The sequence below is a fragment of the Clostridium sp. Marseille-P2415 genome, from assembly GCF_900155545.1.
In the GTDB taxonomy this organism is placed as follows: domain Bacteria; phylum Bacillota; class Clostridia; order Lachnospirales; family Lachnospiraceae; genus Lacrimispora.
In genome coordinates this window covers 134,179-145,896 of sequence record NZ_LT732526.1, presented here as the reverse complement: position 1 = coordinate 145,896, position 11,718 = coordinate 134,179, and the positions used below count along the sequence as shown (strand labels likewise).

Genomic DNA, 11,718 nt, shown 5'->3' with positions numbered 1-11,718 from the left:
ACGCTGATGAATCTATGTCTGAGCCACATGAACGTCAACATGCCCCGGCAGATTTTGGGTGCAGATCCGGAAGCGCTGTCTCTGCTGCAACGTTACAATTGGCCCCATAACTACACCCAATTCAGCCGGGTAATTGGGGAACTTATGGTAACGGGCACCAGCCAAATCATCACTGCCGAAAATGTCCGCCAGGTACTGCGTAAGGAGCGGCACGTCGGTGCTTTCTCCTCCCTGAAAGAAAATGCCGCCACTCCTCTGGATTTAAACCGTACGCTAACAGAGATCAGCCAGGACATCGCTATTCGGGTGGTAGGGGAAACCGAGGGCAACCACACCGCCGCAGCCAAACGCTTGGGCATCAGCCGCACAACCCTATGGCGTCTGTTGCAAAAATAATACGCAAAAAATACAAGTATCTGTCAACGAAACATATGAGTGCCTGGGATGGGCAAAAAAGCCAGTAAAACATTGTTTACAAGCTACAGGCTGCAGACAAAAGAGCTAGGGGTTCTAAGCCCTAGCTCTATTTTTATTTTATTTTTGAATAATTTCAGTACAGAAACAAAAAATGTATGCCTCTCAACACCTTCTCCATCGGCTTACCTTTTGCCAGTTCGTCCACCAAAGAACCACTGTTTCCGTGCCATAATGATTTTACGGTGCTACTATGGACCACTGCTGGTTGTTGCCGGCGCTGCTTGTATTTTCATATAAGGCTGCACCATTTGTTGTTAAACCATTGCCATCCAAATACAAACCTGTAGTAAGGTTTTTAAACTTCACATAGCTTCCGGCTGATTCTTCTACCCACAACTGATTGTTAACATATGTAGCTGCATATTGTCCGCAAACAGAACCGGAAGCAGTCCTTCCCATTCCATCCAGGAACAGTCCTGTAGCGCGGTTTCTGATGGTAACGCAGCCTCCGTTGGTACCCAAAAGTCCAGCCGGTTCTATAATCCACTGCTGGTTTTCGCTGGTGCCGCTTGCATACTGGTTACAATTGGAGCCGTTTTCAGTATACCCATAGCCGTCAATGCACAGTCCGGTTGCACGATTTGCAATCTTTACATAGGACGGAGAACCAATGGTACTGTTCATAATCCTGAAGGTAGCGTCCTGCTTATCCGTATCTGTGCTGATCTGGTCAATTCTCAGATTATAATTGCTGTGCCTGATATACCTGTCAGGATAGTTATAGGACTGGAAGGATGTCCAGGTGCTGTCCTTTAAGCCCGCTGCCTCTTTGAAGGTCGCGTCGGATGCGAATAAGGGGGTTCCGTCATTCTTAGCAAGAACTATATCGTAATTGCTATGTCTCAGATAATAGCCCGGCTGTGAAACAGACTGGAAGGATACATAGCCTGAGGCTGAATTGGCAAGACCGGGTACGATCTGCCATTCAGAATCATTTCCCGGATTCATGGTCGGATCGATTTTTGCATCACCATTCAAATGCCTCCAGAACATGGTCTGAAAATTATATGACTGTATCCTGTTCTTTACACCGTTTACTCCGGTGGATGTCTGGTAAATATTCGGTATGGTACCGTCTGAATTATAAGCAAACTCCTCAATGCATACAGACCGTTTGTAGCTGCCGCCTGCAGGTAATGCCCCGTTATGGGTAATGAGATATGAACTTCCTTTAAAATCAATTATTGCCGGATGAATCGTATTGCTGGAAGGGATAGCAGGCTGGATGATTCCCCTGTAGGTCCAAGGTCCTGTTGGGCTTGTGCTTGTAGAATATGCGATCCACTCCGGGAAACCGGCTGCATAAGCAAGGTAATACAATCCGTTGTGCTTGTATAGCCAGGGAGCCTCTGTATAACCAGGTCCGAAAGCTGCTGTTGTCAAAGGAATCGTATGAATGGAACCGTTATATGATATCATATCGCTGTTAAGTTTTACATAGTAGCAGGCATTGTTACCCCAGTACAAATACGCCTGCCCGTCATCATCTATAAAAACTGTGGGATCAATATCATCCCATGTTGATGTGTTGTATTTAGTCTGGTCATTTGTTATAAGTGCATATCCGAGGGCATCTGTAAATGGACCCGCAGGACTGTTGGATACCGCAACACCAATAGCCTTTCCAGCTTTTGTCTTATGTTCCGTACATACATACCAGTAGTACTTTCCGTTTCTTTTAATAACCTGCCCTGCCCAGGCATCACCCTTCGACCAACTGAACGCACTGACTGCAAGGGGTGTTCCGCAGTCTGTCCAGTTCACCATATCCGTAGAAGAATAGCATTTCCAATCCTTCATGACGTATCCTGTAGAACCTTCATCATGCCCGGTATAAAGATATACAGTGTTACCATCTACCATAACAGCAGGATCAGCTGTATATAAATTACTAATGACCGGATTGTCAGCATAGCATACTGATGAAAGCAGAAAAATCACTGCAAGAACTATTACAATCTTTAATATTTTTTTCATTAAATCCCCCCAATTGACTTTTTTACATTAATGTAAAGCCCGATTTCAGTAATCGGGCTTTATATACCCTAATAAATAAACTTAATCTGTAATTTTAAAGGTGGCATCCTGCATGTCAGTAGTAGTACTGACAGGGTCCAGCTTCAAAAGGAATTCGCTGTGTCTTATATACCTTGTCGGAAAATTATAAGACTGGAAGGATGTGCAGGCAGAATCAGCAAGTCCTACTACTTCTATAAATGTTGCATCGGCTGCAAATTGGGCGGTTCCGTCATTGGCAGCCAGTGAAAAATCGAAATTTGAGTGTCTCAGATAATAATTCGGGAAATTCACCGACTGAAAGGAAACGTAACCACCGCTGCCGGCCAATCCGGGGACTATCTTAAACTGAGAATCCGCCAGCGGTGAAACATTTTCATCTATTCTGACATCAAAGTTATAATGTCTTACGTACCTGGTCGGGTAATTATAGGACTGAAGCCTGTTTGTTACAACATTGGGCCATTTGGCCAGCAGGGCATCGTACTGTGCAGTTGTGATGTTTATTATTTCTCCATGCCTCTTCAAATCAGTACCCATTGAATAGTCTGAAGTACTTACAATGCTGAATTTGCTCATATCGCACATATCTGTGGAAGTTAAAGGCAGATACCCCTTACCTGATGCATATTGGTCAACCATACACCCCCACTTAGACTGGTTGTTGAATTTGTAGAGTATGGGGCCTTCAACCATGGAGCCTGTCAATCCGAGAATCTGAAGGTCACCAAGCCTGGTCCATGTGCCAAGTATTGAGTTGCTTCCTTCAAAACTGATCTGGCCGTCACCTGATGCACGGATATACTTATATGTACCATCCACCTCAAGGATCTGAGTGTCAATACAACCTTGTGAACCGGCCCTGTCTATATATAATGCCGGCGTTGAAAAATTCACAAAATCAGTTGTTGTACTATAATAGATTCTGGCTTTGGTTATTCCGTTTAACGGAGCGATGGTAGCCCAGTAAACAACATACTTATCGATAGAAGGATCATAAATCGCTTCCGGTGCCCACGCACAGCCTGCGCTCGGGATGTTACCCGCTATGTTAACCAGCCTCGGTCCGGTCCAGTTTAACAAATCGGTTGATTCCCAGATGACCAGGTTTGTACTTCCGTTGTGTTGTGCATCACTCCAGCCTTTTCCACTGGCAATTCTTAAATCTGTGGCAAGAAGAATATATTTGCCGTCTTGCATTTTGCAGAAAGCCATATCACGGACGCCCTTTTCTCCTATATTGGAAATCAGGCAGGGATTCGAATTGTTCAGATCGGTCCAGTGCAAGCCGTCTGTGCTTACTGCGAAATAAACCTGCTCGCCTATAGCCGACTCACCTGTGAAGTGGACGAACAGATAGGCTGCGTTTTTGGAATTTTTTAACATTTTTTACTCCTCCATTCATAATTATATGATAACATTCTGTAAAATATCCCTTGAGCATGCCCTTAGGAAGCCAATGAATGGCGGTGTATTTTCTCCCAGTGGAACAGTCGAAGGAAACGCCGAAGGACAATATCAATCCTTTGTAGGAACAATTGAGTTCTTTCATAATTATGATTGACTTATTAGCAACGCCATGAATCAATTTATACGAGTGACTGCAAACTTATTATGTTGTCACTTGATATTAACTTTAATCTATATAGGCACTGAATAGTTGAGATTTCTCTTTTTAAAATCAATTATCCAAGATAATTAACATAAAAAAGCGGGAATATCTTCATGATAAAGATACTCCCTGCAATTTTTATGTCTCTCCTTTTTCCTGGAATAGCAATTATAAACGTACTGTTTTACGCTTTCTTATTAATTCTGAATATCTCATCCAACGCTCTGCCGTCACAAGGACCGAAATCAATGCCGAGAATCGCTGCAATCGTAGGGGCTATATCTACCATCTGGATTTCTCCCAACTGGTATTCCTTCTTAATACAATTTCCTGATACTACAAAGCCACATTGATACTCTGGTTTCTCCGGTGAATACCCATACGTTGCATACTTTCTATTCTCTTTCTCCAAGTCAGTCACAAGGGGCCCGGTAAGGCTGTCATCAAAACAGTAACCAGTTTTTGCTTCCAGCATATACCCCGAAACCAGGAACGCATGAAAATGTTCCAGATCTTCTCTGGTATAGATCCTCTCAATACCTAAGTTTTTCTCTTCTGCCGCTTTTAGAAGAATCTGTAGTACACGCAGCTTCGCTTCCTCGTCATTTTCCTTTAAGTGCAAATAGGCAGACCCTCCTGTAGACTGTATATAGGCTCTCCAAAGCATTTTCCCTTTTTCTTCATAAATAAGGCCTTCTTCTTTTAACAATTGATTCAGCCTCACCTTGTACCTTACATTTTTCTGCCCATGATCTCCCAACACCAGAAAAACCGTTTCCTCAAAAATGCCTGCCTCCCGAACTGCCTCGATTATCTTACCGATTCTTTCATCCATGCGGATCAGAACCTTGTTAATCTCAGGACTGTCTGTCCCATAATGATGCTTCGCATCGTCCAGTTCAATGAAGTGTATCATCAGAAGTTCCGGTTTTTTGCTTAGAACGGTGTCTTTTCCGCACATGGCTGTAAAATCATCCAGGTAAGGCTGTTCAATCCCTTTTCTTAATTTTCCATATTTTTTCTCAAGCCCCATGCAAAAAACGGACTTCCATTTTTTAAAATCTTAAGAGATTGATTCTCACGTCCGATTGCCCTTATCTCCGGCAGATTATAGCGAATAGAGGCTTTTCCGGTAACAGGCCATAGGATTCCGGCTGATTTCATTTCATGATTTCTCAAAGCATCATACACAGCAGTTGCCTTGATATCCTTTTTAAACCAGAACCACGCCTGTTCTTCTTCGTCAATGAAAGGCTGGAGAGGGGTATTATGATAGATTCCATGCTTGTCCGGATAAACGCCGGTCACCATAGTGGTATGCACTACATAAGTAAGAGTCGGATATACGCTTTTTAATTTTGTACTGAACGCTCCGCTTTTTATTAACCGGGAAAGGTTGGGAAGCCGACTTGCCTTTTCCCAGTTATCTTCAGAAAATGCATCATAGGAGATCACTACCAGATGCTTTGCTTTTCCTTTGCTCATTTTTCCAGCTCCATCATCTTTCATCTTATTTTTGTTCTTTAGGAAGTGTCATAAAAATCACAAATCCAATTAAAAAAAGAGGAATAATTCCCAAAATACTCCATCTGGCATTGCCGGTAATGGCTGTTGTAAGGGACATCAGCGTTGGACCCATAATGGCTGAGAATTTACCGAATATATTATAAATAGCCGAACGCAAAACCAAGGGAAGAAATCTTATCCATTCTCTCATCACTGGTAACATCTACGATAAATGCATCGTAGAAAATGTTGGATCCTGCAAATCCAATTGCCGATAAGACAAAGAAAAGAATTAAAAGCTGCCATTGTCCGCTGGAGGGAGGAATAAACGCCAGCGAAGCGGTTGCAAGGACACCCAGACAGGTAAAGAATACAAAAAACCGTTTCTTTTTATCTTTATAATCGGCGCAGGCACCTAAAACCGGACTTAAAACCGCCACCAGAATACTGGCAATGGAGTTAAAATATCCCAGATCCATGCTGCATTTCACATTGTCAAACATTCCGAACATAATCGGCAGTAATGCAGTGGTGACAGCCATTGAGTAAGCCGAATTTCCGCAATCAACCAATATCCATGATTTCTCTTCTCTGCTTAACTTCATTATTGAATACTCCTTCCAGCCTTTATAATTCNGCCGTCACCTGATGCACGGATATACTTATATGTACCATCCACCTCAAGGATCTGAGTGTCAATACAACCTTGTGAACCGGCCCTGTCTATATATAATGCCGGCGTTGAAAAATTCACAAAATCAGTTGTTGTACTATAATAGATTCTGGCTTTGGTTATTCCGTTTAACGGAGCGATGGTAGCCCAGTAAACAACATACTTATCGATAGAAGGATCATAAATCGCTTCCGGTGCCCACGCACAGCCTGCGCTCGGGATGTTACCCGCTATGTTAACCAGCCTCGGTCCGGTCCAGTTTAACAAATCGGTTGATTCCCAGATGACCAGGTTTGTACTTCCGTTGTGTTGTGCATCACTCCAGCCTTTTCCACTGGCAATTCTTAAATCTGTGGCAAGAAGAATATATTTGCCGTCTTGCATTTTGCAGAAAGCCATATCACGGACGCCCTTTTCTCCTATATTGGAAATCAGGCAGGGATTCGAATTGTTCAGATCGGTCCAGTGCAAGCCGTCTGTGCTTACTGCGAAATAAACCTGCTCGCCTATAGCCGACTCACCTGTGAAGTGGACGAACAGATAGGCTGCGTTTTTGGAATTTTTTAACATTTTTTACTCCTCCATTCATAATTATATGATAACATTCTGTAAAATATCCCTTGAGCATGCCCTTAGGAAGCCAATGAATGGCGGTGTATTTTCTCCCAGTGGAACAGTCGAAGGAAACGCCGAAGGACAATATCAATCCTTTGTAGGAACAATTGAGTTCTTTCATAATTATGATTGACTTATTAGCAACGCCATGAATCAATTTATACGAGTGACTGCAAACTTATTATGTTGTCACTTGATATTAACTTTAATCTATATAGGCACTGAATAGTTGAGATTTCTCTTTTTAAAATCAATTATCCAAGATAATTAACATAAAAAAGCGGGAATATCTTCATGATAAAGATACTCCCTGCAATTTTTATGTCTCTCCTTTTTCCTGGAATAGCAATTATAAACGTACTGTTTTACGCTTTCTTATTAATTCTGAATATCTCATCCAACGCTCTGCCGTCACAAGGACCGAAATCAATGCCGAGAATCGCTGCAATCGTAGGGGCTATATCTACCATCTGGATTTCTCCCAACTGGTATTCCTTCTTAATACAATTTCCTGATACTACAAAGCCACATTGATACTCTGGTTTCTCCGGTGAATACCCATACGTTGCATACTTTCTATTCTCTTTCTCCAAGTCAGTCACAAGGGGCCCGGTAAGGCTGTCATCAAAACAGTAACCAGTTTTTGCTTCCAGCATATACCCCGAAACCAGGAACGCATGAAAATGTTCCAGATCTTCTCTGGTATAGATCCTCTCAATACCTAAGTTTTTCTCTTCTGCCGCTTTTAGAAGAATCTGTAGTACACGCAGCTTCGCTTCCTCGTCATTTTCCTTTAAGTGCAAATAGGCAGACCCTCCTGTAGACTGTATATAGGCTCTCCAAAGCATTTTCCCTTTTTCTTCATAAATAAGGCCTTCTTCTTTTAACAATTGATTCAGCCTCACCTTGTACCTTACATTTTTCTGCCCATGATCTCCCAACACCAGAAAAACCGTTTCCTCAAAAATGCCTGCCTCCCGAACTGCCTCGATTATCTTACCGATTCTTTCATCCATGCGGATCAGAACCTTGTTAATCTCAGGACTGTCTGTCCCATAATGATGCTTCGCATCGTCCAGTTCAATGAAGTGTATCATCAGAAGTTCCGGTTTTTTGCTTAGAACGGTGTCTTTTCCGCACATGGCTGTAAAATCATCCAGGTAAGGCTGTTCAATCCCTTTTCTTAATTTTCCATATTTTTTCTCAAGCCCCATGCAAAAAACGGACTTCCATTTTTTAAAATCTTAAGAGATTGATTCTCACGTCCGATTGCCCTTATCTCCGGCAGATTATAGCGAATAGAGGCTTTTCCGGTAACAGGCCATAGGATTCCGGCTGATTTCATTTCATGATTTCTCAAAGCATCATACACAGCAGTTGCCTTGATATCCTTTTTAAACCAGAACCACGCCTGTTCTTCTTCGTCAATGAAAGGCTGGAGAGGGGTATTATGATAGATTCCATGCTTGTCCGGATAAACGCCGGTCACCATAGTGGTATGCACTACATAAGTAAGAGTCGGATATACGCTTTTTAATTTTGTACTGAACGCTCCGCTTTTTATTAACCGGGAAAGGTTGGGAAGCCGACTTGCCTTTTCCCAGTTATCTTCAGAAAATGCATCATAGGAGATCACTACCAGATGCTTTGCTTTTCCTTTGCTCATTTTTCCAGCTCCATCATCTTTCATCTTATTTTTGTTCTTTAGGAAGTGTCATAAAAATCACAAATCCAATTAAAAAAAGAGGAATAATTCCCAAAATACTCCATCTGGCATTGCCGGTAATGGCTGTTGTAAGGGACATCAGCGTTGGACCCATAATGGCTGAGAATTTACCGAATATATTATAAATAGCCGAACGCAAAACCAAGGGAAGAAATCTTATCCATTCTCTCATCACTGGTAACATCTACGATAAATGCATCGTAGAAAATGTTGGATCCTGCAAATCCAATTGCCGATAAGACAAAGAAAAGAATTAAAAGCTGCCATTGTCCGCTGGAGGGAGGAATAAACGCCAGCGAAGCGGTTGCAAGGACACCCAGACAGGTAAAGAATACAAAAAACCGTTTCTTTTTATCTTTATAATCGGCGCAGGCACCTAAAACCGGACTTAAAACCGCCACCAGAATACTGGCAATGGAGTTAAAATATCCCAGATCCATGCTGCATTTCACATTGTCAAACATTCCGAACATAATCGGCAGTAATGCAGTGGTGACAGCCATTGAGTAAGCCGAATTTCCGCAATCAACCAATATCCATGATTTCTCTTCTCTGCTTAACTTCATTATTGAATACTCCTTCCAGCCTTTATAATTCAATTGAACAAAATCGCTATCGCGATGGCTGTTCAACATTCCTTTTATTCTTCACCCACCATATAAAATAAATATAGCAGATTTTGAATTTATCGTGTATTGTTAAGCTACCACACCTAAACAGCCACATAAACCAAAACCTGCCTATGTTGATTCTATCTTTTAAACAGTGCCTAACCTTCGTCTGCTGACGGCTATCTTCAGTTATCTCAATCCAGCTTAAGAGTTGTTCCATAATCATCCCACCTGTTTTCTTTCTATTGTAACAGATAAAATGATTTTGTTTACAATTTATTTACTCATGCGTTTATCTTGGCTCCGGAACGTGTAGATTTCATACTGTCTACATCTGCTGCCGGGATACCGCCATTTAGGCGTTCATTAATATCCTGTAAATCCTCCGGCTCACTGTTGTCGATATAGCGGGGAATGTTCAGATTATATTCATTGGTAACTTTAATTTCCTCGTTAAGCACAAAGAGGGCATACTTTGGGTCAGATCCGTCCATAGCCAAAAAGGTAGTTACGATTTTGTGGATGTCCTGCTCCCGCAAACGGTTCTTATTTCCGTCCTTCACAAAACCCTTGCTGGAATCAATCATAAAGATGCCTTTGCGTTCCGCCGCATCTTCATTATCAAGCACAAGAATACAGGCCGGAATACCTATTCCGTAAAAAAGGTTAGCAGGTAGGCCAATAATGCCTTTGATATATCCCCCGTCAATAATCTTTTTTCGAATATCAGCCTCTGCATTTCCCCGAAACAGCACCCCATGGGGCAAGATAATGGCAGCCTTTCCCGAGGATTTTAACGATTTCAGCACATGCAAAAGCCAGGCGTAGTCACCGTTTTTCTCCGGCGGGACACCTAAATCAGCCTCACTATAACGCCCATACATATCAGGAATTGCTATACCATCCATGATTTATCTGAGAAAGGCGGATTAACCACGATAAAGTCAAAGGTCTTCAGTAATTCCGGGTTATTGTCATCTTTATACTGCGGACTAGAAAGGGTACTCTTATTGCCCACAACCATCCCGGCTCCTTTATTGTGAAGGAACAGATTCATCCGGGCAAGACCAGCTGTTGAATTATCTTTCTCCTGACCCCAAATGGATATATCACACGGAGTCTCGTCTGCCGCACGAATCAAAAGCGAACCGGAGCCGCATGCAGGATCATATACGCTTGTGCTGGGGGAATCAGCTTTATTGATGCCAATCACCTTTGCCATGATGCGGGATACCTCACCAGGCGTATAGAATTGTCCTTTGCTTTTACCGGAATCTTGGGTGAACTTCCGCATCAGATATTCATAGGCATCGCCCAGAATGTCATCTCCACCCGCACGATTGTTTGTAAAGTCAATTTCTGGCTTATGAAAAATCTCTACAAGGTCGGAGAGCTTATCTACCGCTTCTTTATCTGTACCAAGTTCTTCACTGTTAAAATCGGCGATATCAATGATGCCCTTTAAATCATTGGCTTCAGCCAATTTTCCAATGACCATATTGATCCCTTTACCGTTATTTTTCTTATATTTCAATGCTATAATATCATCAAAGCTGCCGCCGTCTGGTATTTCAATATCCTAATCATCACTACTTTTAAAACGGTCTGAAACATATTTCACAAACAGCATTGTCAGAATATAATCTTTATAACGTGCAGGTTCCACACCGCCGCGCAGCTTATCACATGCAGCCCATATCTGGCTGTAAATTTCACTCTTTTTGATGGCCATACAATGATCCCTCTCGATTCTTTTGTATTTTCAATTCCTGCAATAGCACAGCTTCCACCTGTTCTTGTTCACATAAATCCATCAATGTGGCTATTGCAAGCTAGTCAGCAACCACCAGTTCAACTGGTGGTTTGATATTAGCCCTAATAAGGGCTTTCTTACTGCTCGCCCAATAGGGCGGTGTCGCAAGCATCCTTACTGGTCCGCTAAAAAGCGGTACTTCTCATATCTTCCTTGCGCGACTCTTCTGCTTGCTCTTTAATGTATTTCTGTACTGCTTCATCGGTTATATTACCAATGGTTTCTACATAATATCCTCGCGACCAAAACGCTTTATTCCACTTACTCTGCAATTCTGGATGTCTATCATAAATCATCAGCGTACTTTTTCCTTTCAAATAGCCCATGAAACTTGATATACTAAGCTTCGGCGGAATTGCTAAGCTTAAATGTACATGATCTACGCATACTGCTCCTGCTATTATTTCTACATTTTTATACTTGCATAGCGTACCAAGTATTTCTCGTACATCTTCTTTTATTTGTCCGTATAGTTGCTTTTTCCGATACTTTGGAATAAATACTATGTGGTACTGGCATTTCCATCTACTGTGTGATAAACTTTTATTGTCCATTGGGACTGCCTCCTATTTTTGAGTTTGGCTTGCGACACCATTCTCATTTTATCATAGGAGGCTTTTTCGTTATATCCTCACCGTTTCCACTTACACTATTCTCCCCAGCATAGCT

Annotated in this window: 13 protein-coding genes; 1 reads left to right on the top strand and 12 read right to left on the bottom strand. The window is 42.1% G+C overall.

What is annotated here, in order from left to right:
- On the top strand, nt 1-396 hold a 396-nt coding region (locus BQ9856_RS05590), incomplete at its 5' end, for a helix-turn-helix domain-containing protein (protein ID WP_328587233.1).
- 258 nt (nt 397-654) lie between these two features.
- Here BQ9856_RS05590 and BQ9856_RS25130 read toward each other — a convergent pair.
- The 12 genes from BQ9856_RS25130 to tnpA all read right to left on the bottom strand — a co-directional run bounded on the left by BQ9856_RS25130 (nt 655) and on the right by tnpA (nt 11,603).
- Nucleotides 655-2,454 carry a family 43 glycosylhydrolase gene (locus BQ9856_RS25130; RefSeq protein ID WP_159441951.1) on the bottom strand — a complete coding sequence of 600 codons (1,800 nt, stop codon included), beginning with the start codon at nt 2,452-2,454 and terminating at the stop codon, nt 655-657.
- Between the two features lie 81 nt (nt 2,455-2,535).
- Nucleotides 2,536-3,879, bottom strand: a complete 1,344-nt coding sequence (locus tag BQ9856_RS05580) for a glycoside hydrolase family 43 protein (protein WP_077610154.1) — start codon at nt 3,877-3,879, stop codon at nt 2,536-2,538.
- A 410-nt stretch (nt 3,880-4,289) separates the two neighbouring features.
- Nucleotides 4,290-5,138, bottom strand: coding sequence for an alkaline phosphatase family protein (locus BQ9856_RS05575; protein WP_328587232.1), 849 nt, complete (start codon nt 5,136-5,138; stop codon nt 4,290-4,292).
- Nucleotides 5,108-5,590, bottom strand: a complete 483-nt coding sequence (locus BQ9856_RS25525; RefSeq protein WP_328587231.1) for an alkaline phosphatase family protein — start codon at nt 5,588-5,590, stop codon at nt 5,108-5,110. Before BQ9856_RS25525 ends, BQ9856_RS05575 begins: the two co-directional genes overlap by 31 nt.
- A gap of 179 nt (nt 5,591-5,769) precedes the next feature.
- Complete coding sequence (locus BQ9856_RS05570) at nt 5,770-6,216, bottom strand: MFS transporter (protein ID WP_235839158.1); 447 nt, start codon at nt 6,214-6,216, stop codon at nt 5,770-5,772.
- A 1,048-nt stretch (nt 6,217-7,264) separates the two neighbouring features.
- Entirely contained in the window at nt 7,265-8,113 is an 849-nt protein-coding gene (locus BQ9856_RS05560) for an alkaline phosphatase family protein (protein ID WP_328587232.1), read from the bottom strand.
- On the bottom strand, nt 8,083-8,565 hold the full coding sequence (locus BQ9856_RS25520) for an alkaline phosphatase family protein (protein ID WP_328587231.1): 483 nt from the start codon (nt 8,563-8,565) through the stop codon (nt 8,083-8,085). The genes BQ9856_RS05560 and BQ9856_RS25520 overlap by 31 nt, the downstream gene beginning before the upstream one ends.
- A 179-nt stretch (nt 8,566-8,744) precedes the next feature.
- Nucleotides 8,745-9,191, bottom strand: a complete 447-nt coding sequence (locus BQ9856_RS05555; protein WP_235839158.1) for an MFS transporter — start codon at nt 9,189-9,191, stop codon at nt 8,745-8,747.
- A gap of 329 nt (nt 9,192-9,520) precedes the next feature.
- On the bottom strand, nt 9,521-10,144 hold the full coding sequence (locus tag BQ9856_RS25655) for an N-6 DNA methylase (RefSeq protein WP_442855489.1): 624 nt from the start codon (nt 10,142-10,144) through the stop codon (nt 9,521-9,523).
- A complete protein-coding gene (locus BQ9856_RS25650) occupies nt 10,132-10,770 on the bottom strand; it encodes an HsdM family class I SAM-dependent methyltransferase (RefSeq protein ID WP_442855488.1) in 639 nt (212 codons plus the stop codon). Before BQ9856_RS25650 ends, BQ9856_RS25655 begins: the two co-directional genes overlap by 13 nt.
- Before the next feature lie 45 nt (nt 10,771-10,815).
- The gene (locus tag BQ9856_RS25645) at nt 10,816-10,968 is read right to left on the bottom strand and encodes a type I restriction-modification system subunit M N-terminal domain-containing protein (RefSeq protein ID WP_442855487.1); all 153 of its coding nucleotides are present in this window, start codon (nt 10,966-10,968) and stop codon (nt 10,816-10,818) included.
- A 206-nt stretch (nt 10,969-11,174) separates the two neighbouring features.
- Nucleotides 11,175-11,603: an IS200/IS605 family transposase gene (tnpA, locus tag BQ9856_RS05540; protein WP_077609580.1), complete on the bottom strand. Its 429-nt coding sequence runs from the start codon at nt 11,601-11,603 to the stop codon at nt 11,175-11,177.
- Nucleotides 11,604-11,718 lie beyond the last annotated feature (115 nt).

Bases quoted from the DNA above. Each gene is read 5' to 3' on its own strand.
- BQ9856_RS05570 (WP_235839158.1), bottom strand. From the start codon at position 6,216: ATGAAGTTAAGCAGAGAAGAGAAATCATGGATATTGGTTGATTGCGGA.
- BQ9856_RS25525 (WP_328587231.1), bottom strand. From the start codon at position 5,590: ATGAGCAAAGGAAAAGCAAAGCATCTGGTAGTGATCTCCTATGATGCA.
- BQ9856_RS05580 (WP_077610154.1), bottom strand. From the start codon at position 3,879: ATGTTAAAAAATTCCAAAAACGCAGCCTATCTGTTCGTCCACTTCACA.
- BQ9856_RS05575 (WP_328587232.1), bottom strand. From the start codon at position 5,138: ATGGGGCTTGAGAAAAAATATGGAAAATTAAGAAAAGGGATTGAACAG.
- tnpA (WP_077609580.1), bottom strand. From the start codon at position 11,603: ATGGACAATAAAAGTTTATCACACAGTAGATGGAAATGCCAGTACCAC.
- BQ9856_RS25130 (WP_159441951.1), bottom strand. From the start codon at position 2,454: ATGAAAAAAATATTAAAGATTGTAATAGTTCTTGCAGTGATTTTTCTG.
- BQ9856_RS25645 (WP_442855487.1), bottom strand. From the start codon at position 10,968: ATGGCCATCAAAAAGAGTGAAATTTACAGCCAGATATGGGCTGCATGT.
- BQ9856_RS05555 (WP_235839158.1), bottom strand. From the start codon at position 9,191: ATGAAGTTAAGCAGAGAAGAGAAATCATGGATATTGGTTGATTGCGGA.
- BQ9856_RS25520 (WP_328587231.1), bottom strand. From the start codon at position 8,565: ATGAGCAAAGGAAAAGCAAAGCATCTGGTAGTGATCTCCTATGATGCA.
- BQ9856_RS25655 (WP_442855489.1), bottom strand. From the start codon at position 10,144: ATGGATGGTATAGCAATTCCTGATATGTATGGGCGTTATAGTGAGGCT.
- BQ9856_RS05560 (WP_328587232.1), bottom strand. From the start codon at position 8,113: ATGGGGCTTGAGAAAAAATATGGAAAATTAAGAAAAGGGATTGAACAG.